General features: G+C 60.2%; 15 protein-coding genes and 1 tRNA gene. 11 read left to right on the top strand and 5 right to left on the bottom strand.

Translation table 11 applies throughout. The features are described 5' to 3' along the window. Positions 1-29: 29 nt before the first annotated feature. The 3 genes from J4E58_RS06540 (at position 30) to J4E58_RS06530 (ending at position 3,264) form a co-directional block, all read left to right on the top strand. Positions 30-617 carry a sigma-E factor negative regulatory protein gene (locus J4E58_RS06540; protein WP_007930231.1) on the top strand — a complete coding sequence of 196 codons (588 nt, stop codon included), beginning with the start codon at positions 30-32 and terminating at the stop codon, positions 615-617. Between the two features lie 8 nt (positions 618-625). Next, entirely contained in the window at positions 626-1,588 is a 963-nt protein-coding gene (locus J4E58_RS06535) for a MucB/RseB C-terminal domain-containing protein (protein ID WP_087089090.1), read from the top strand. A 248-nt stretch (positions 1,589-1,836) separates the two neighbouring features. Continuing rightward, complete coding sequence (locus J4E58_RS06530; RefSeq protein WP_087089087.1) at positions 1,837-3,264, top strand: DegQ family serine endoprotease; 1,428 nt, start codon at positions 1,837-1,839, stop codon at positions 3,262-3,264. Positions 3,265-3,341: 77 nt separating this feature from the next. Here the strand turns inward: J4E58_RS06530 and J4E58_RS06525 are convergent, their stop codons facing one another. Further along, entirely contained in the window at positions 3,342-4,775 is a 1,434-nt protein-coding gene (locus J4E58_RS06525; protein ID WP_087089085.1) for a M48 family metalloprotease, read from the bottom strand. 97 nt (positions 4,776-4,872) lie between these two features. Here J4E58_RS06525 and J4E58_RS06520 point away from each other — a divergent pair, with 97 nt between their 5' ends. Then, positions 4,873-5,112, top strand: a complete 240-nt coding sequence (locus tag J4E58_RS06520; RefSeq protein WP_007930235.1) for a sulfurtransferase TusA family protein — start codon at positions 4,873-4,875, stop codon at positions 5,110-5,112. A gap of 41 nt (positions 5,113-5,153) precedes the next feature. Next, positions 5,154-6,224 carry an AI-2E family transporter gene (locus J4E58_RS06515; RefSeq protein WP_007930236.1) on the top strand — a complete coding sequence of 357 codons (1,071 nt, stop codon included), beginning with the start codon at positions 5,154-5,156 and terminating at the stop codon, positions 6,222-6,224. Between the two features lie 90 nt (positions 6,225-6,314). Here the strand turns inward: J4E58_RS06515 and J4E58_RS06510 are convergent, their stop codons facing one another. After that, complete coding sequence (locus tag J4E58_RS06510) at positions 6,315-6,788, bottom strand: peroxiredoxin (protein WP_007930237.1); 474 nt, start codon at positions 6,786-6,788, stop codon at positions 6,315-6,317. Between the two features lie 10 nt (positions 6,789-6,798). Then, positions 6,799-7,359 (bottom strand): glycine cleavage system protein R, encoded by a 561-nt coding sequence (locus J4E58_RS06505; protein WP_007930238.1) that lies wholly within the window; start codon positions 7,357-7,359, stop codon positions 6,799-6,801. Between the two features lie 327 nt (positions 7,360-7,686). On the opposite strand from J4E58_RS06505, the gene dapA reads away from it, so the two are divergent. From dapA to J4E58_RS06480, 5 genes are all read left to right on the top strand, one after another. Next, on the top strand, positions 7,687-8,565 hold the full coding sequence (dapA, locus tag J4E58_RS06500) for a 4-hydroxy-tetrahydrodipicolinate synthase (RefSeq protein WP_009042590.1): 879 nt from the start codon (positions 7,687-7,689) through the stop codon (positions 8,563-8,565). A gap of 17 nt (positions 8,566-8,582) precedes the next feature. Beyond that, a complete protein-coding gene (gene bamC, locus J4E58_RS06495; RefSeq protein WP_087089083.1) occupies positions 8,583-9,695 on the top strand; it encodes an outer membrane protein assembly factor BamC in 1,113 nt (370 codons plus the stop codon). Between the two features lie 4 nt (positions 9,696-9,699). Continuing rightward, positions 9,700-10,458: an MBL fold metallo-hydrolase gene (locus tag J4E58_RS06490; RefSeq protein WP_087089082.1), complete on the top strand. Its 759-nt coding sequence runs from the start codon at positions 9,700-9,702 to the stop codon at positions 10,456-10,458. 28 nt (positions 10,459-10,486) lie between these two features. Next, the gene (gene purC, locus J4E58_RS06485; protein ID WP_007930242.1) at positions 10,487-11,197 is read left to right on the top strand and encodes a phosphoribosylaminoimidazolesuccinocarboxamide synthase; all 711 of its coding nucleotides are present in this window, start codon (positions 10,487-10,489) and stop codon (positions 11,195-11,197) included. Between the two features lie 84 nt (positions 11,198-11,281). Then, positions 11,282-11,371, top strand: a tRNA-Ser gene (locus J4E58_RS06480). Between the two features lie 174 nt (positions 11,372-11,545). Here J4E58_RS06480 and J4E58_RS06475 read toward each other — a convergent pair. Beyond that, a complete protein-coding gene (locus J4E58_RS06475; protein ID WP_087089080.1) occupies positions 11,546-18,511 on the bottom strand; it encodes a VCBS domain-containing protein in 6,966 nt (2,321 codons plus the stop codon). 784 nt (positions 18,512-19,295) lie between these two features. On the opposite strand from J4E58_RS06475, the gene J4E58_RS06470 reads away from it, so the two are divergent. Beyond that, the gene (locus J4E58_RS06470; RefSeq protein ID WP_087089078.1) at positions 19,296-19,784 is read left to right on the top strand and encodes an Hpt domain-containing protein; all 489 of its coding nucleotides are present in this window, start codon (positions 19,296-19,298) and stop codon (positions 19,782-19,784) included. 109 nt (positions 19,785-19,893) lie between these two features. On the opposite strand, the gene J4E58_RS06465 is transcribed toward J4E58_RS06470, so the two are convergent. After that, a complete protein-coding gene (locus tag J4E58_RS06465; protein ID WP_023968165.1) occupies positions 19,894-20,523 on the bottom strand; it encodes a response regulator transcription factor in 630 nt (209 codons plus the stop codon). Positions 20,524-20,721 lie beyond the last annotated feature (198 nt).

Raw genomic sequence — 20,721 nt, 5'->3', positions numbered from 1 at the left:
CAGCGGCGACAGCCAAGAGAGGAACCGCCATGAGTCGTGAAGCCCTGCAGGAATCGCTGTCCGCGGTGATGGATAACGAAGCGGACGAACTGGAATTACGTCGGGTATTGAATGCCGTCGACGAAGTGGAAACCCGTGAGACCTGGGCTCGTTACCAGATCGCCCGGGCGGCCATGCACAAGGAATTGCTGCTTCCGCGTCTGGACATCGCCGCGGCTGTTTCTGCTGCGCTGGCTGACGAAGCCGTACCGGCCAAGGCCACTCGTGGTCCATGGCGTAGCCTGGGTCGCCTGGCTGTTGCCGCATCGGTGACCGTTGCCGTATTGGCGGGTGTTCGCCTGTACAACCAGGACGAGATCGCTGGTGTCGAACTGGCACAGCAATCGAACCAGCCAACCCTGGCCGCTCCTCAAGTAAAAGGCCCAGCTGTATTGGCCGGCTACAATGAGAGTTCGGAAGCCCCTGGCCCTATGGCCAACGGCGTATTGCAAGGTCAGCCAGGCTGGCACGATCAGCGTCTGCCAAGCTACCTGCGTCAGCATGCTCAACAAGCTGCATTGAAGGGCACTGAAAGCGCTCTGCCTTACGCTCGTGCGGCGAGCCTGGAAAACCGTTAAGGAGGATCATGCGCGCCATCCCTCTACTCTCGCTTCTGCTCAGTGGCTGGTTCATTGTTCCAGCCCACGCCGACGAAGCTCAGGATTGGTTGAAACGTCTTGGGCAAGCCGAACAGCAGCAAAGCTTTCAGGGTACTTTCGTCTACGAGCGTAATGGTAGTTTTTCTACCCATAACATCTGGCATCGCGTTCAGGATGGCCAGGTCCGCGAGCGACTGATTCAGCTCGACGGTTCCGCTCAAGAGGTTGTGCGTGTTGATGGGCGTACCCAATGTGTCAGCGGTACGCTGGTGGCTGGACTGGGGGACGCCCCCAACGCTTCGGCCCACTCACTCGATCCAGAAAAGCTCAAGAATTGGTATGACCTTGCCGTCATCGGCAAGTCGCGTGTGGCTGGGCGTTCCGCGGTCATTGTTTCCCTGACCCCGCGGGACCAGCACCGTTATGGTTTTGAATTGCATCTGGACCGCGAGACGGGCCTGCCGCTGAAATCGCTGCTGTTGAACGATAAGGGGCAGTTGCTCGAGCGCTTCCAGTTCACTCGCCTGGATACGGCGGATGTGCCGAAGGACAGCGAGCTGCAGGCCAGCGCCGAATGCAAGGCCGTGGCCCTGGACAGCGACAAGGCCTCCGCGGTGAAGGCTGCGCAGGCCTGGCATTCCGACTGGCTGCCGCCAGGCTTCGAGTTGACCAGCAGCAGTGCGCGTAAAGATCCCGACACCAAGACCATGGTCAACAGCCTGATGTATGACGATGGCCTGGCCCGCTTCTCGGTGTTCCTCGAGCCGCTCAATGGCGCGACGGTGACTGACACCCGCACTCAACTGGGTCCGACCGTGGCGGTCTCCCGACGCCTGACCACGCCTGAAGGCGAGATGATGGTAACGGTGGTGGGTGAGATACCTATCGGTACCGCCGAACGGATCGCCTTGTCGATGCGTACCGACGCCGCTGCGCCCAAGACGCAGTGAGAGTACAGCCCCAGGTGTTCATCGAGCGTTAATGTTGGTTGTGTAAGAGGTCTGCAATGCCAGCTCTGCAATCGAGATATCTAAATGTTCGGTGAACATTTTCATTTGCAAAACCCCCTGTTTTTTCTTATAGGTCAGAGCCACTAGGTTCTGGCCTTGTTTGTCGTTTCCGGGACAAAAGTACTGTGCGAGTTGCCTGGTATTTCTTGTCCCTATCGCTTAACCACGCTCGTTGTAATGGGAGCCGTATGTCGATACCACGTTTGAAATCCTATCTCTCCATTTTCGCTACTGTGCTGGTGCTCGGTCAGGCCGTTACCGCACAGGCGGCGGACTTGCCTGACTTCACACAACTGGTCGAGCAGGCGTCGCCTGCAGTGGTCAACATCAGTACCACGCAGAAGCTCCCGGACCGCAAGGTTTCCGCCCAGATGCCGGACCTCGAAGGTCTGCCGCCGATGCTGCGCGAGTTTTTCGAGCGTGGCATGCCGCCGCAGCCGCGTTCGCCACGGGGTGATCGCCAGCGTGAAGCCCAGTCCCTGGGTTCTGGTTTCATCATTTCGTCGGACGGTTACATCCTGACCAACAACCATGTGATTGCCGACGCGGATGAAATCCTTGTCCGCCTGGCCGACCGCAGCGAATTGAAAGCCAAGCTGATCGGCACCGATCCGCGTTCCGACGTGGCGTTGCTGAAGATCGATGGCAAGGACTTGCCGGTGCTGAAGCTGGGCAAATCCCAGGACCTGAAGGCCGGCCAGTGGGTAGTGGCTATCGGCTCGCCGTTTGGTTTCGACCACACCGTCACCCAGGGCATCGTCAGTGCCATCGGTCGTAGCCTGCCGAACGAAAACTATGTGCCGTTCATCCAGACCGACGTGCCGATCAACCCGGGTAACTCCGGTGGTCCGCTGTTCAACCTGGCCGGTGAAGTGGTGGGTATCAACTCGCAGATCTACACCCGTTCCGGCGGCTTCATGGGTGTGTCCTTCGCTATCCCGATCGATGTCGCCATGGACGTTTCCAACCAGCTGAAAGCCGGTGGCAAAGTCAGCCGCGGCTGGCTGGGCGTGGTTATCCAGGAAGTGAACAAAGACCTGGCGGAGTCCTTCGGCCTGGAGAAACCGGCCGGTGCGCTGGTGGCGCAGATCCAGGACGACGGCCCGGCGGCCAAGGGCGGTTTGCAGGTGGGTGATGTGATCCTGAGCATGAACGGTCAACCGATCATCATGTCGGCGGACTTGCCGCATCTGGTCGGTGCCCTCAAGGCGGGTGCGAAAGCCAATTTGGAAGTGATTCGTGACGGCAAGCGCAAGAACGTCGAATTGACCGTTGGTGCGATTCCGGACGAAGACAAGGCCCTGGACGCCATTAGCAAGTCCGGTGCCGAGCGCAGCAGCAACCGTCTGGGCGTGGCGGTGGTCGAGCTGACCGATGAGCAGAAGAAAACCTACGACCTCAAGGGCGGTGTGGTGATCAAGGAAGTTCAGGATGGTCCAGCCGCGCTGATCGGCCTGCAGCCGGGCGACGTGATCACTCACCTGAACAATCAGGCGATCACTTCGACCAAGAACTTCACTGAAATCGCCCAGGCGCTGCCGAAGAACCGTTCGGTATCGATGCGGGTTCTGCGTCAGGGACGTGCCAGCTTCATTACCTTCAAGCTGGCCGAGTAATCCGTGTAGCGGATTGATCGCGCAATAAAAAGCCCGCCTCGAAAGAGGCGGGCTTTTTTTGTGGGCGCCGGTTGGGCTCAGCGCATCATGTCCTTGACCATCTGCTCCTGGTCCATCAGCTCACGCTGACGTGCATCGATCCGTGAAGATAGGGGGAAGTTGCTACCGGCGCGACGTTTGGCGAAATCCAGCTGCTGGATCGCCTGGCGATAGTCGCCGACCAGGGCAAAGTATTCGGCCCGCGCCTGATGCAGGCCGATGATATTGCCCGACAGGCCACGGGTTTCCGCCACCGAGTACCAGACGTCCGGATCGTCGGAGCGGGTCTTGAGCAGGCTTTCCAGGGCCTTTTCGGCGTCCGCCGGGCGATTCTGCTTGAGCAGCAGGTCGACCCTGACCTGGTTCAGTGGGTAGTTGCCCGGATACTGCGTAAGCATTTTATCCACCCGGGCCTGGGCGTCGGAAAAGCGGCTGGTGGCGGTATCCAGGTCGATCTGGGCCAGGTTGTAAGTGATGTCGTTAGGTTGCTTGGCCAGCAGCTGCTTGAGGTTTTCCCGGGCATCGTTGAACTGGCTGCCCTTGATCTGGGCGATGGCGAGGCCGTAGCGGGCGATGTCGTTTTTCGGGTTTTCGTCGAGCTGGGCGCGGAAACGCTTGGCACCCATGCCAGGGGACTCTTCGTAGATCAGCTGTACTCGTGCGCGAATCAGCTGGTAACGCAGGCTGTCTTCCTTACCGCCAGCCTTGGCCTGTTCGGCGCGGTTGCGGGTGTCGGCGATCCGCGATTCGGTGACCGGGTGAGTCAGCAGGAACTCCGGCGGCTTGGCGTCGAAACGGTACTGGCGCATCAGGCGCTCGAACATGGTCGGCATGGAGCGCGGGTCATAACCGGCCTTTTCCAGGTTGAGGATGCCGATGCGGTCGGCTTCCTGCTCGTTCTGCCGGGAGAAGCGCCGTTGTTCCTGGATGGCTGCGGCCTGGGTGCCGGCAATGGCGGCGATCCCGGCGTCGCCACCGCCCGCCGCGGCGATCACGATCCCGGCCAGCAGGGCGGCCATCATCGGCACCTGCATGCGTTGCGAAGCCTCGACGCCACGGGCGAAGTGGCGTTGCGACAGGTGCGCCAATTCGTGAGCCAGCACCGAGGCATATTCGCCTTCGGTCTGGGCGTTGAGGAACAGTCCACCGTTGACCCCGACAATCCCGCCGGGAGCGGCAAACGCGTTGAGCTGCGGGCTGTTGATCAGGATGAACTCGAGGCGTCGGTCGTTGACCTGGCTGGTCTCGACCAGTTTGTAGACGCTGGTTTCGACGTAATCCTTGAGTTGCGGGTCGTTGAGTTGCGAAACCTGGCTGCGCAGCAACGCCAGCCAGGCGCGGCCCAGTTGGTGTTCCTGTTGGGGCGAGACAATGGCAGAACTGGCGTCACCGAGTGATGGCAGGTCGTCGGCGAAGCCTGGTGAGGCGAGCAGGCAAGCGAGCGTCAGCAGGGTAGGGCGCAAAAAAGTCATGCACAAAGCCTTAGTCGACAAAGAGTCTACTGTAGCCGGACACCAGGCCTTGGACCAGATATTCTAGGCACCTCGACGACCCTCCCGGAGTGACGCAATGACTGATGCTGTAGCCCACGACGCCGAGCTCGATGCCAGCGGACTGAATTGCCCGCTGCCGCTGCTCAAGGCCAAGATGGAACTCAATCGCCTGGCCAGCGGCGCGGTGCTCAAGGTGATCGCCACGGATGCCGGCTCCCAGCGCGACTTTCGCACCTTTGCCCGTTTGGCCGGTCATACCCTGCTTCGCGAGGAAGACGAGGCTGGGGTCTATCGTTACTGGCTGAAGAAGGCCTGAACCGCCCCGGAAATCATCGCGCCTCTGTCTAAGGATCATTGATGTTCAAAGTGTTACGCGACTGGATTCAGCGCTACTTCTCCGATGAAGAGGCCGTGGTACTGGCCGTTCTGTTGTTCCTGGCCTTCACCGCGGTGCTGACCCTGGGCGGCATGCTCGCGCCGGTGTTGGCGGGGATGGTGCTGGCCTATCTGATGCAGGGGCTGGTGCTCACGTTGGAACGCTGGCGTTTGCCTGGCGGGGCGGCGGTGGGCCTGGTCTTTGCCTTGTTCATGGGGCTGCTGCTGGTGTTCATCGTGGTCGTCGTGCCGCTGTTGTGGCATCAGTTGATTACCTTGTTCAACGAGTTGCCGGGAATGCTCGCCAAGTGGCAATCGTTGCTTCTGTTGTTGCCGGAGCGTTATCCGCACCTGGTGTCCGACGAACAGGTGTTGCAGGCGATCGAGGTGGCACGCGGCGAGATCGGCAAGTTCGGCCAGTGGGCGCTGACCTTCTCGCTGTCCAGCCTGCCGCTGCTGGTCAACATCATGATCTATCTGGTGCTGGTGCCGATCCTGGTGTTTTTCTTCCTCAAGGACCGGGCGATGATCAGCCAGTGGGTGCGCGGTTACCTGCCGCGCGAGCGGGCCCTGATCACCCGGGTGGCTCAGGAGATGAACCGGCAAATCGCCAATTACATTCGTGGCAAGGTGATCGAGATCGTCATTTGCGGCGGGGTGACCTACATCGCCTTCGTGGCCCTGGGGCTGAACTACGCGGCCTTGCTGGCGTTGCTGGTGGGGATTTCGGTGGTGGTGCCCTACGTCGGAGCGGTGGTGGTGACCGTGCCGGTGGCGCTGATTGCCTTGTTCCAGTGGGGCTGGAGCGACCAGTTCATCTATCTGATGGCGGTCTACGGGATCATTCAGACCCTTGACGGCAACGTGCTGGTGCCGCTGCTGTTCTCCGAGGCGGTGAATCTGCATCCGGTGGCGATCATCTGTGCAGTACTGTTGTTTGGCGGGCTGTGGGGCTTCTGGGGGGTGTTTTTCGCGATTCCCCTGGCCACCCTGTTCAAGGCGGTACTGGATGCCTGGCCGCGCAAGGAGCCGGTTGTGGCGCCCTTGCTCTAGAGCGGCCCTGCTCTGGAAATGAAAAGGGGGGGCGGCTGAATCAGCCGCCCCCCCTTTTTTAGTCGGTTACCTTTTAGTCGGTTACCGCGCTCAGGCCTTGTTCAGCGCCTGCGCGGCAGCCAGTACCGCATCCACGTGGCCTGGCACTTTCACGCCACGCCATTCCTGGCGCAGCACGCCATTCTTGTCGATCAGGAAGGTGCTGCGATCGACGCCCATGTATTCCTTGCCGTAGAGCTTCTTCAGCTTGATCACGTCGAACAGTTGGCAGACGGCTTCGTCCTTGTCGCTGATCAGCTCGAAGGGGAATTCCTGCTTGCACTTGAAGTTCTCGTGGGACTTCAGGCCATCGCGGGAGACGCCGAACACCTCGGTGTTGGCGGCCTTGAACGCGGCGTATTGATCGCGAAAGCCCTGGCCCTCGGTGGTGCAACCCGGGGTGCTGTCCTTGGGGTAGAAGTAGATCACCACCTGCTTGCCCTTGAGCGCGGCCAGGCTGACGGTCTGACCGCTGGTGGCCGGGGCTTCGAAGTGGGCAACAGGTTGGTCGATGGCAACGGCCATTGGGGCTTCCTTACATTGGGTTCTGTGGGCGCCAGGGTTCGATCAGCGCATCGAGATTCATTGCGTCGGCGAAGTCCAGGAACTGATCGCGCAGCCAGCTGATCTGGGTGCCGGCCGGCAAGGTCACGGTAAAGGTGGCGTTGAGCATGGTGCCGCCGGTCTGCGGGGCCTGATAGGTATCGCAGGTCAGGTTTTCCAGCTCGACATGGTGGTCGATGAAGAACTGGCACAGTTCATTGACGATGTCCGGGCGGTAGGCGGCGCTGACGTAAGCCACATAAGGCAGGGCCTGCGGGCGGTTTTCCAGGGCCGCGCTGCGCACCACGTTGACGGTGAAGGCGTATTTCTTCGCCAGCGACGGCAGGCCGGCCTCCAGGCGCGCCAGGGCATCCCAGCTGCCGGAAACCTCCAGGACCAGCGCACTGCACTCGCCATGGCGGGTCAGGCGGGAGGTCACCACGGCGCAGCGGTTTTCATGGCTGGCGCGGCACAGGACGTTGGTCAGCTCCATGGGGTTGGCGCCGAGGGCACTGATGACAAGGAATTGTTCGCGGACTGTGGGGGTGGACATGCAGCATTCCTAAAGCGATGAGCGGTCGATACTTTTGCAGGCTTGAGTACTGGGTAAACGTCCGGATGCGGTTTCAGAAGCCCTGAACCGCCAGGTTGCGACGAGCTCCATAAAAGGCGAGAGCGAAGGGCGGCAACGCAGGATTGGGGCTTCGGATGCCGAAAAGGGAGGCTGGAACCCGGCGTACAAGCTTAGCAGTACCGATCAAAGCCTGAAGGGTAGCGAAATACATCGCTCAGGGGAATGCTCGCAGCGCGGTACTTCGCTTGTGCAAGCATCTTGGCGCCAGTACCATTACCGCTCTCTTTTTCCGGCAGGAGCGGTTGCATGATTGCGGGCAGTATGGTGGCACTGGTCACACCCATGGATGCACAGGGTCGTCTCGACTGGGACAGCCTGAGCAAACTGGTGGACTTCCACCTGCAAGAGGGCACCAACGCCATTGTGGCGGTCGGCACTACAGGTGAGTCGGCTACCCTCGATGTGAACGAACACATCGAAGTGATTCGTCGCGTGGTCGCTCAGGTTGCAGGGCGTATCCCGGTGATCGCCGGTACCGGCGCGAACTCGACGCGCGAAGCGATCGAGCTGACCACCAATGCGAAGATCGCCGGTGCCGACGCATGCCTGCTGGTGACCCCTTATTACAACAAGCCGACGCAAGAAGGCCTGTATCAGCATTTCCGTGCCATCGCCGAAGCCGTCGATATCCCGCAGATCCTCTATAACGTGCCGGGCCGCACCGCTTGCGACATGCAGGCCGAGACCGTGATTCGCCTGTCGACCGTGCCGAACATCATCGGCATCAAGGAAGCCACCGGTGACCTGCAGCGCGCCAAGGACATCCTGGCCGGTGTGAGCAGCGACTTCCTGGTGTACTCCGGCGACGACGCAACCGCCGTCGAACTGATCCTGCTGGGTGGCAAGGGCAATATTTCGGTGACCGCCAACGTGGCGCCAAAAGCCATGAGCGAGATGTGCGCCGCCGCGATGCGTGGCGATGCCGCCACCGCCCGGGCGATCCACGAGAAGCTGATGCCGCTCAACAAGACTCTGTTTATCGAATCCAACCCTATTCCCGTGAAATGGGCCCTGTGCGAGATGGGCTTGATGGCGAACGGTATCCGTCTGCCGCTCACCTGGCTCAGTGCTGCCTGTCACGAACCGCTGCGGCAGGCCATGCGCCAGTCCGGCGTATTGGTTTAATTGAGGAAGTACTACGCATGAAGCGATTGGCCGGACTTTCCGCACTTGCCTTGATTATCTCCAGCACCAGTGGCTGCGGTTGGATTTGGGGGCCGGAAGGCTACTTCCGTGACCGCGGCAGCGATTACCTGCAAGCGCAACAGACCGCACCGATGCAACTGCCGTCGGATGTCAGCACCTCCAAACGCCTCGATCCGCTGCTGCCGATTCCGCGCAACGTGGCCGACGACACCGTCAAGGGCGAATACATCGTGCCGCGTCCGCAGCCGTTGGGCTCGGTGGCCGATGCCAGCGACTACACCCTGCAAAAGAGCGGCGATGCGCGTTGGGTCATGGCCCTGCACGCCCCGGCCGAAGTCTGGCCGGTGGCCATGCAGTTCTTCCAGGACAACGGTTTCCGTATTGACGAACAACGTCCGCAAACTGGCGAGTTCACCACCGCCTGGCAGCGTTCCGACGAACTCTCCGCATCCATGGCCAAGCGCCTGGGCAGCGTAGGTTCGGCCGATAACGAAACCCGCGTGCGGGTGCGTATCGAGCCGGGCGTGCAGCGCAATACCAGTGAAGTCTACGTGGTCAGCGCCGAACGTCCTGTCGGCAGCACCTCCAACGTCGATTTCACCAACCGCTCGGTCAACACCAGCCTGGATGCCGCGCTGGTCGACGAAATGCTCGCCAGCATGAGCCGCAGCGCCGAGAAGGGCGGTTCGGTCTCCCTGCTGGCCGCGCGTGATTTCGATACCCCCAGCCGTGTCAGCCTCACCGAAGACGGCAGCGGCAACGTGGTGCTCAACCTCGGCGAAGACCTCGACCGCGCCTGGTCGAGCGTCGGCCGTGCCCTGGAACAGGGCGAGTGGCGCGTTGAAGACATCAACCGCAGCCTGGGCCTGTACTACATCAACCTGGCGGAAAAAGCCGAGAAGAAAAACGACGAGCCGGGCTTCTTCGGCAAGTTGTTCGGCAGCGCACCGGCCAAGGAAGAAATCGAGGCCCGCGCCGAGCGTTATCAGGTTCGCCTGAGCAAGGTGGGCGACAACGTCCAGGTCACCGTCGAGAAAGACATCAACACCGTTGCTCCGCCTGAAGTGGCGCGCAAGGTCTTGACTGTGATTCAGGACAACCTGGGCTGATCCGATGCGTTTCGCCGTTCTCGGCAGTGGCAGTCAAGGGAATGGCACGCTGATAGCCAGTGACGACACCTACGTCCTGGTGGATTGTGGTTTCTCCTTGCGCGAAACCGAGCGGCGCCTGCTGCGCCTGGGGGTAGCCCCCGCGCAGCTGAGCGCGATTCTGGTAACCCACGAACATGCCGACCACGTGCATGGCGTGGGTTTGCTGTCTCGGCGCTACAATTTACCGGTCTACCTCAGTCGCGGCACGTTGCGCGGGATGCGCAAACCGGTGGAAGCCGCGGGTTTTCTCACTGGGGGCGAGACGCTTCAGGTCGGTGCCTTGAGCATCGACGTGACCCGCGTCGCCCACGATGCGCTGGAACCTGTGCAGTACGTGTTCAGTGACGGCCGGCGGCGTTTTGGCCTGCTGACCGACCTGGGTTCCTACTGCAACACGGTGATCGACCGCTATCGCGGGCTGGATGCCTTGATGATCGAGGCCAATCACTGCCGCGATATGCTGGCCCGAGGTTACTACCCGTATTTCCTCAAGCAGCGGGTCGGTGGGGAAATGGGACATTTGAACAACCATCAGGCTGCAAGCCTGGTGGCCGAGTTGGGCTGGCAGGACCTGCAGCATCTGGTACTGGCCCATCTCAGCAGCAAGAACAACCTGCCGCAGCTGGCCCGGCAATGTTTTGTCGACACCCTCGGGTGCGACCCGGACTGGCTGCAACTGGCCGATCAAGATTCAGGGCTCGACTGGCGACACATCGCCTAGCCCACCTACTTAGCAAGCGGAGCCCATCATGGAAAAACGTGAAGAACTCTACCGTGGCAAAGCCAAATCGGTTTACAAGACCGACGACGCCGACCGCCTGGTCCTGCTGTTTCGCAACGACACCTCGGCGTTCGACGGCAAGCGTATCGAGCAGCTCGATCGCAAAGGCATGGTGAACAACAAGTTCAACGCCTTCATCATGCAAAAGCTCGAAGAGGCCGGCGTGCCGACCCAATTCGACAAGCTGCTGGGCGACAACGAGTGCCTGGTGAAGAAGCTGGACATGATTCCGGTCGAGTGCGTCGTGCGTAATTACGCCGCCGGCAGCCTGGTCAAGCGCCTGGGTGTGGAAGAGGGCCTGAAGCTCAACCCTTACACCTTCGAACTGTTCCTGAAGGACGACGCCAAGGGCGACCCGTTCATCAACGAATCCCACGTCGTGGCCTTCGGTTGGGGCACCGCCGAGCAACTGGCACGCATGAAAGAACTGTCGCTCAAGGTCAACGAAGTCCTGAGCAAGCTGTTCGACGACGCCGGCCTGCTGCTGGTGGACTTCAAGCTGGAGTTCGGCGTATTCCACGGCCAGATCGTCCTGGGCGACGAGTTCAGCCCGGATGGCTGCCGCCTGTGGGACAAGGAAACCCGCAAGAAGATGGACAAGGACCGCTTCCGTCAGGGCCTCGGTGATGTGATCGAAGCCTACGAAGAAGTCGCAAACCGTCTGGGCGTACCGCTGTAATCGACGCAACCGACTGATAGCACGGAAAAAATTTGCCCGAGGGGCTTCGCTTCGGGCAAAGGTGCTGTTATGATGCGCGCCGTTGGAGAGATGCCAGAGTGGCCGAATGGGACGGATTCGAAATCCGTTGTACCTTCGCGGGTACCTAGGGTTCGAATCCCTATCTCTCCGCCATTATTGAAGTAGCCGAAGCCCCTGAAAACGTTAAAGTTTTCAGGGGCTTTGTCGTTTCTGGCTGTTTTTATTCCCCCCGCTTGTTCCCCCATCTGGATTTCGAAAAGCTGACTGAGGGACCACTCGATTCACATCGAGCATACTTACCCTCCCGGTCAGCTCCAGCCCAATGAATCACGCGGTCAGCGTATGGTCGGCCTCTCCGAACCAGGTGCGTACCAGGTCGGGGCTGGGCGTGCCAGCGTGGTCAAGCACCGCCACATCGACGAATTGCTTGCCATTGTTGGCGCCATCGGGATCCACCTGCACCGTGATGTCGCTGCCGGACTGCGCCAGTTGGACAAAGTCGGCTACCTGGCTGGTGCCACTGACGAAGTTGGCGTTGAGCAGCGTGGAGAGGTCGAGGGTGTCACCTTCGGCAAAGTTGTAGTCGAGGATATGGTCGCCGCCTTCATTCGCGTTGAGGTAGGCGAACACGTCGGCTCCCGCACCGCCGCTGAGCGTGTCCTCGCCGCCACGACCCACGATGATGTCGTTGCCATCGCCGCCACTGAGCGTATCCGCGAGCATGCTGCCCACCAGTGTGCCGCTGGATTCGCCGTGGTAACTGACTTGGGTGCCGGCTTCGCCGCCGTCGGTGACCTGGAAGTCTTCCGCCGAGTAGTGCCCCAGCAGGTTCACCTCGGCTCGATGTGCTCCATTGTCCACCGTCAGCAGGCCACCGGCGCCAGAGGCGTTGGCGGTGTAGCTGAGCTGGGTGTTGGCGCCAAAAGCGAGATCGCCGAACGTCAGCAAGTCATCGCTCTCGAGGCCAAGGATACCGACCAGCGAGCCCGCTGCTTCAGCCTGGGCGATCACCAGCGAGCCCGCACCTTCGCCGTGAAAGGCGACGGAGGTGTGTGCGGCGCCGGCGAAGGTCAGGCTGGCATCGCCGTCGATGGTCGCGCTGCCATTGCCGGTCACGTCGGCCAGCAGGTACAGGTCACCACCGTTGGCCCACAGATGGCCGGTGTTTTCGACCGTGCTCGCCACCGTCATGCCGCCTGTGCCTGTGGACTCCAGCACACCGCTGTTGGTGATGGTGTGGCTGCCGGTGTCGAGCACCAGGCTGTTCAAGCCGCTGGCGAGGATCAGCCCCGCATTGGCCAGTATCATTTGCCCGGCGCCCAACTGGCCGGCGCCGGAAATGCGGTTGTCGACGTTGGTCAGCACGGTGTCGGCGCTACCGCCGAAAATCACGTTTTGCGCGTTGTCGGATAGCAGCACCTGGCCGCCACCGGTCAAGGTCGCGCCACGGAACAGAATCTCAAGACGGGTCTCGTTGCCAGCGGAGCCGAGTTCGATGGTGCCGCTATTATCGAGGCTGCCACCGAACGGCATGATCGCGCCGTCGGCAATGGTGAGGGTGCCGGTATTGCTGGTAAGCGGGTCCCTATCGAACTGGAAGTTCGCTTCGCTCAGGTCCGCTGCATCGACACCTCTCAAGGTGACCGTCTGGCCGGAGCCGATGCTGACCAGGGCATTGCCGTTTACGTCGTTGCTGATGCTCAAGTCAGCGAAGGTGGTGACGCCTGTGAAGCCGATCAAGTCGATCTTGTCCGCCATGACGTCGAAATTGTAGATCTGGTTGTTACCGATTGGCTGGGCGAAGACGAACGTGTCGGCACCGGACGAACCGGTCAGGTTGTCATCAGCGGACAAGGCAAAGATCGGCGAGCTTGGGGCATAGACTTCGACGTTGTTGAACACGTAGGCGCTTGCGGTGCTGCCGTCACTGTTGCTCCAGTACATGTTGACATCAAGTACCAACGCACCTGCGAAGTCGCTTGGGGTTGTCACGGTCAAGGCGCCGGGATCGTTGGTCTGCACGGTCCAGGTGCCGTCGCCGTTGTCGGTTCCAGCATTGAACACCCACCCCGAAGGAATGCCACTGATGGCCACCGTTACGGGGCCGTTAATCTCGGCTAGTGGAGTGTCGAGGGCCAGATTGATGGGTTCGCCGGCAACGCCTGCCGGAAGGTTTGCACTGCTCCCGGCAGCCCCGGGATTACCCGCCAGGTCGGTGTAGCTGTTCGCGGCAACGTCGACTTTTATGCTACCGCCCAGCGTTCTGGTCAGCGTCGCGGTGTAGGTATCGCCATCGACCTGGGTAAAGTTACTGAAGGTTCCGCGGGGCGCTCCGCTCGTCGTAGTCACCGAGACATCCGAGAGGTTGAAACCGCTCACTGTCTCACTGAACTGGAATGTGACCGTCGACGTCGAGCCGATCGAACTGCCTAAGGCCGTCCCTGTCACTGTCACCGTTGGCGCCACGCTATCGACAGGCGTCTCGACGACGTTCTGTACATTCACCGTAATGGTCTGCGTATCGGTTCCGCCATTGCCGTCGGCCACCTGAACGTCCACGACGTAGGCATTGTCGCCGTCGGTACCACCGATATCCTGGGGATTCTCGTAATCGGGCGCCGAATTGAACGTCAGCACTCCGCTCGAACTGATCGAGAATTTGCCGAAGTCCGTCCCGGCCGTATTCAGGATCGAGTAGCTCAGCGTCTGCGCTGGTAGATCGGCATCGGTCGCCACCACCGTGGTGACGGCCGTGGTGTTCTCCGCCACGTTGACCGAAGCCGTCGTACCACCGCCGTTGGAGGTGATCACCGGGCTGTTGTCGTTGACGCCCGTCACGGTTACGGCGATCGCCTGGTCGTCAAACAGCGTGCCGTCTGACGCCCGCACAATCACGTCATAGACATTGTTCGTTCCCGAATCCGCCGGCGCTTCAAAGTTGGGTGCGGAAATAAAGCTCAGCGCACCTGTGCCTGAAACGATCGAGAACTTCGCGGCATCCGCTCCGCCGACGATGCTGTAGCTCAGTGTTTGTGCGGGTAGATCAACATCGGTTGCCGCCACTGTCGTGACCGCTGCGGTGTTCTCCGCGACGTTGATCGAAGCCGTCGTACCACCGCCGTTGGAGGTGATAGTCGGCAAATCATTGCTGCCGGCGATATGCACCGTGACTGAAGTGAGGGTGCCATCGGCACTGCTCACCGCGAAGGTGTCGGTGTAGGTGATGCCGGCGGCGAACTCGTTGTGGACGGAGTCGGCGACGTAGGTCCAGGCACCGCCGGTGCCGATGGAGAATTGGCCATAGTTGCCGGCGGTGTTGGTTTGCGCGACGAAGGTCGCGGCGCTGTCGACGTCGCTGATGGTCAGGGTGCCGGCGGTGGAAATGTCAGTGGCGGCATTGGTCTCGGTGAGATTGGCAATGCCGGCGGACAGCACGGCAGCATCGTTGGTGCCGAGGATATGTACCGTGACCGAAGTCAGGGTGCCGTCGGCACTGCTTACCGCGAAGGTGTCGGTGTAGGTGGTGCCGACGGCGAACTCGTTGTGGGCGGTATCGGCGACGTAGGTCCAGGCACCGCCGGTGCCGATGGAGAATTGGCCATAGTTGCCGGCGGTGTTGGTTTGCGCGACGAAGGTCGCGGCGCTGTCGACGTCGCTGATGGTCAGGGTACCGGCGGTGGAGATGTCGACGGCGGCATTGGTCTCGGTGAGGTTGGCGATGCCGGCGGACAGCACGGCGGCATTGTTGGTGCCGAGGATATGTACCGTGACCGAAGTCAGGGTGCCGTCGGCACTGCTTACCGCGAAGGTGTCGGTGTAGGTGGTGCCGGCGGCGAACTCGTTGTGGGCGGAGTCGGCGGCGTAGGTCCAGGCACCGCCGGTGCCGATGGAGAATTGGCCGTAGCTGCCGACGGTGTTGGTCTGGGCGACGAAGGTCGCGGCGCTGTCGACGTCGCTGATGGTCAGGGTGCCGGCGGTGGAAATGTCAGTGGCGGCATTGGTCTCGGTGAGATTGGCGATGTCGGCGGACAGCACGGCGGCATCGTTGGTGCCGAGGATATGCACCGTGACCGAAGTCAGGGTGCCATCGGCACTGCTCACCGCGAAGGTGTCGGTGTAGGTGGTACCTGCGGCGAACTCGTTGTGGGCGGAGTCGGCGATGTAGGTCCAGGCACCGCCGGTGCCGATGGAGAATTGGCCGTAGTTGCCGGCAGTGTCGATTTGCGCCTGGAAGCTTTCCGGGCTGTCGATATCGCTGACGGTCAGGCTGCCGCCGGTGCTCAGCGGAGCATTGGTTTCGCTCAGCGTGACGCTGGCCGAGGAAAGCACGGCAGCGTCATTGGTACCGGTGACAGTGACAGTCACCAGTTGGGTATCCACGCCGCCGAGGCCATCGCTGACCTGCACGCTGAACACTTCGTCATGACTTTCTCCGGCCTTCAGCGATTGCACGGCACTGGCAACACCATCGGTGCCGTTGGCCAGGGTGTAGGTCCACTGGCCGCTGTTGTCCACGGCGATCGAGCCATAGCTGCCGGTATTTGTTCCGACGATGCTCCAGGTGGCCGTGGCATCGTGGTCGATGTCGGTCGAGCTGAACTGACCGCTGACGCTGAGGGTGATGTCTTCCTGCGCGGTGCCGACATCATTGCCTAGCGTGAAATTGAGCACCGGTGCGTCATTGCTGCCGGTGACGGTAACGGTCACCTGTTGGGTGTCGACGCCACCTAGACCATCACTGACTTGAACACTGAACACCTCATTATGACTCTCGCCCGCCTTCAGAGACTGCACGGCACTGGCAACGCCATCGGTGCCGTTGGCCAGGGTGTAGGTCCACTGGCCGCTGCTGTCCACGGCAATCGAACCGTAGCTGCCAGTTGGCGAGCCATTGATGGTCCAGGTGGCGGTGGCATCGTGGTCAATATCGGCCGAGCTGAACTGACCACTGGCGCTGAGGGTGGTGTCTTCCTTCACGGCACCGGCATCATTGCCGCTGGCGAAATTGAGCACCGGCGCGTCGTTGCTCCCGGTGACGGTAATGGTTACCAGTTGGGTATCCACGCCGCCCAGGCCATCACTGACTTGCACATTGAACACTTCGTCATGACTTTCGCCGGCCTTCAGCGACTGCACGGCACTGGCAACGCCATCGCTACCGTTGGCCAAGGTGTAGATCCATTGGCCGCTGCTGTCCACGACGATCGAACCGTAGCTGCCATTTGGCGAGCCATTGATGGTCCAGGTAGCGGTGGCATCGTGGTCAATATCGGCCGAGCTGAACTGGCCGCTGACGCTGAGGGTGGTGTCTTCCTTCACGGCTCCGGCATCATTGCCGGTGGCGAAGCTGAGTACCGGCGCATCGTTGCTGCCGGTGACGGTAACGGTCATCTGCTGAGTGTCGACGCCGCCGAGGCCATCACTGACTTGCACACTGAACACTTCGTCATGACTTTCGCCGGCCTTCAGAGACTGCACAGCACTGGCAACGCCATCGCTACCGTTGGCCAGGGTGTAAGTCCACTGGCCGGTGCTGTCCACGGCGATCGAACCGTAGGTGCCGGTGTTTGACCCGGCAATGCTCCAGGTGGCCGTGGCAGCGTGATCGATATCGGTCGAGCTGAACTGACCGCTGACGTTGAGGGTGGTGTCTTCCTTCACGGTGCCGGCATCGTTGCCGGTGGCGAAGCTGATTACCGGGGCGTCGTTGCTGCCAGTAATGGTGATGCTGACGATCTGCGTCGCCGAGGTTGCATTAGCCGCGCCGCTGTCATCGGTGGCGACGACCGTGTACGAGAAGGTGATGGTTTCACCGACGCCGAGGAAGTCGAGGTTCTGGTTGCTGCTGTAGTCCCAGCTGTTCTGATCGACCGAGAAGCCGGCCACCAGCGCCGAAGCCACGCCCGCGTTGAGCGTGCCGCCACTCCAGGCGATGTTGCCGTTGGCGGTGTGCGACACCGTCACCGCGTCGATGTTGTCCAGGTCGGCAAAGCTCAGGGCGCCGCTGTCGCTCAGTGTGGCCGCAGCGTTGCCTTCGCTCATGGCGCCGGCAGTGTCGGCAATCGTCAGCGTCGGCCGGTCGTTGGTGCCGGTGATCGTAATGGTCACGGTTTGCACCGCGCCGTCGCCGATCGCCACGTTATAGGTCTGGGTGAGGGTCTGGCCTTCACCCAGGAACTGCAGGGCGGCGTTGTCTACCGCGAAGTGCCAGCCCAGCGAGCCGCTGCCCGTGCCGGTGCTGTCGTTCAGCGGGTCTGTAGTGAAGCTGCCCAGGTAGCCCGAAGCACCCGGCGTGACGGTAACGCTGTGGGTGTCGATCAGGTCGGCGTCGGTAAAGGTGATGTTGCCGCTGGCAGCGTAGTCGCCGCTGTCTTCCTTGGCATCTCCGGCCTGCACGCCGCTGGTGATTTGCACCTGGTCGTTGGTGCCGGTGATGGTGATGATCACATTCTGCGTTGTCGACGAGCCATGCCCGTCACTGATGGTGACCACATAAGTTTCGCTGGCCGTCTGCCCCTGGGCCAGGGACTGGGCTGCCGCGTTATTCAAGGTATAAGTCCAGTTGACGGTGCCGTTGGCCGCGTTGGCGGCTTCAGTCACCGAAGCGAGGACGAAGTTGCCCAGCGCTGTGGCATTGCCTGGCGCCGCCACGAAAGAGGCGGTATGCGTGTCGCTCAGATCGACATCGTTAAACGCAATCGTGCCCGTCGCGCTGTGCGAGTCGGTCGGGCTAGGTGTCGTGGCCGCATCTTCGGTTGCGGTACCGGCCTGGGCGCCAAGGCTCATCGTTACGCTGTCATTCGCACCTGCAAACTGCACCTGCGCGGTGGCCCAGCTGAGCGTGCCATTGCCGAGACGAATCGCATACGTAAAGCTGTCTGTCAGGGATGCTCCGGCAGCAAGCGCCTGAAGTTGCGCCTTGAAAGCAGTCGATAAAGTCGCGGCGTCGTAGCCGACTTTTCCATCGGACGTAATCCAGATTTTTGCACCATTGAAGCTGGTGTCGGAACTCGTCGCCTCGACTCTGCCCGTGTCCTGGACCAGGAGATCGGCCGGAGCATAAACCTTGGTGGCAGTAGAAAGGCTGGTCGCGTTATCGAGTGACCAGAGTGTCTTTGCATTGCCACCCAGGTCATTGGACATGACGTCCAGATACACGACCCCCAGCAGGTCTTCAGTGATGCTTGCGCTGCTCGTGCCAATGACGCCGGTAGTGAAAATGTCGTCCTGCGCCTGCGGCGTATTGGAAAACGAAGTTGCGGTGCCGCCGCTGGTCGTTGTGGTGGTAGCCATGTCTTTCTCCCGAGAGTGCTTTTTAGAATCGCCAGGTCCTGCTGACAGGACGAAGTCCCGTGCGTGTACCGCTCAGGGTGTCAAGGAGCGGTGCAAGGTGATCCCGGACATCGTCGGCCGTCTGGGCCTGCGGGAAGAGGGACGCAGGTGGCGCGCAGGTGAAGAAGTTCGCCGTACTTGAGAAGCGAATCGCAGGAGCGGTCGGGCGAACATGAGCCCAAGCCTGGAGCTGCGCTGCGCATGGTGCGCAATAGCCTGAGAGCACCCATATGAAAGGGACTCCTGAAGTAATGGCTGGATGAAGCCGGATCGTGCCGATTCAGGGATACGGCCTTTCCTGATATCAGTTGGATAGTTGTTTAGTTGTGGGGTCAGGCCTTGTAAAGGTGTTAACCGGGAGTAACAGTACGAAGTGCCAATATTCCGACGGGCGGGTGTTTTGGTGTCAATATTGTGTCGATGTGTTTTTGGCGAAAGGGTCGCCGGCATCCGGCGCTGATGCGGCGCAGTGAGCTGAAACCCTTATGCAGCAAGGGCTGGCTGGCTAATACCAGTGCTGGATACCTGCAAGTTACAGTGTCAGTTGTTAAAAAAACGCCAGAGCATTTTTCTGGCGGGCTTTTTCATACTGTCCGGACTTCAATGTCTAGGGGGCCTCCCTGAATAAGGCCGCCCTGTTCAGCGCTTTGAGAAACGTCTGATATTCGCCTCCAGGAGTTTTGCCTAGCCTGATCCGTATTCAATGAATGGGCCGCGGCATATTCAAGTGAGCAAGGAGGTGGATATGAATAGGCAGAATGCACAGGCCGGCGCAACGCCGGAGACGGCAGGCTTCAACACCGGCATAAGCATGGATGGTGAGATGTTTCACGCTATCCGGATCGGCTCCGCCGTGTCGTTGCTAGAGGTGCTTGGCAGGCTCATGGACCTTGCTGGCGACAATGAACAAATCGCACGACGGCTTATCGACGACGTAAGGACCTACCAGATCAAAGACCTCGAGCTGTTGCGGGCGTACTGCGCACAAAACGATCGGCAGGCCATTGCCAGGCTGTGCCACAAGATGGCGGGTGCAGCTTGTGTGTTGAAGTACCAGCCGCTGATTTCCAGCTGCCAGCAGTTGAGGGACGTCAGTCTCGCGGGGAGTTGGCCGGTGCTGTTGGAAAGGGTGCAGCTGGTCGAGCAGGCGTTGCTCAACCTCAAGGACATCTGTCTTGTAGCCATACAGGATGATGGGCCAATCAATCTGAGAGAACTGCCTCGTGAGCGCTGATTCCTCTGCTGCTCTAAGGGAGTAGTACTCGATGTCCCGTCGCAAAACCGATAAGACGCCGATTCTGAAACGGACAGATGTCCATGCGCTGCTGGGTTTCGCAAGAGGCTTATATGATTCCTTTCTGCCTGGCTATTTCAATCAGGGCCAGAAGGTTGGTGGTGTTGAACTTCTTCAAAAGTCTGACTTTGTAAGTGCTGACCGTTTTATGACTGATAAGCAGAGTCGCTGCAATCTCCCTATTGTTAAGACCCTGTGCCAATAACCTTAATGTGGTGATTTCCCTGTTGGTCAGTTGGGAAGCGGCAATGCTTTGCATCTGGTTGGTGTGAATGCTTTCCTGCAACAGGAGCAGAGAACTTTCAGGAAAATAGGTGTGCCCCGATAACAGTGCCTTTACTGCATCTCCGACCTCATCCAGCGCTTCGTCTTTGCAAATGAAACCTGCTGCGCCTCCATGCAAACAACGTACGGCAAAATTCTTTGAGTCGCTGGAAGTCAATATCAGCGTTTTTACCAGGAAGTTATTTGCCTTGAAGTGGGTGAGTACCGATAACCCGTCCAGTTGCGGTAGATCGAGGTCAAGTATCACAAGGTCCGGTTTATGTGTGCGAACAACTTGAATGGCGTCGACGCCATTGTCTGCCTCGGCGGCGATATGGTGTCCGTTACGTTCAAGTATGACTTTCAATGCGACTCTGACCAGAGGGTGGTCGTCGACTATTACTATGGATCCCATAGTGTGCTCTCTCTATATTGATTGTGCGTGTAGGTTTTATATTTTTACTCTCTATATTCAATTCTTCTCATTGAGGTTGGGCCTTTTGTCGGCGCTCACTGCGCAGGCCGGCGAGGTAGACTCCTTTCATTTTTATTGAGTAGTTAATTAACCTGGCTCAGGCTACTGTGATGCGAGCACTTGGCAGAGTTCAGCTGA

The sequence above is a fragment of the Pseudomonas sp. FW305-25 genome, from assembly GCF_017351415.1.
Classification (GTDB): domain Bacteria; phylum Pseudomonadota; class Gammaproteobacteria; order Pseudomonadales; family Pseudomonadaceae; genus Aquipseudomonas; species Aquipseudomonas chlororaphis.
This window is presented reverse-complemented; position numbering and strand designations above follow the sequence as displayed.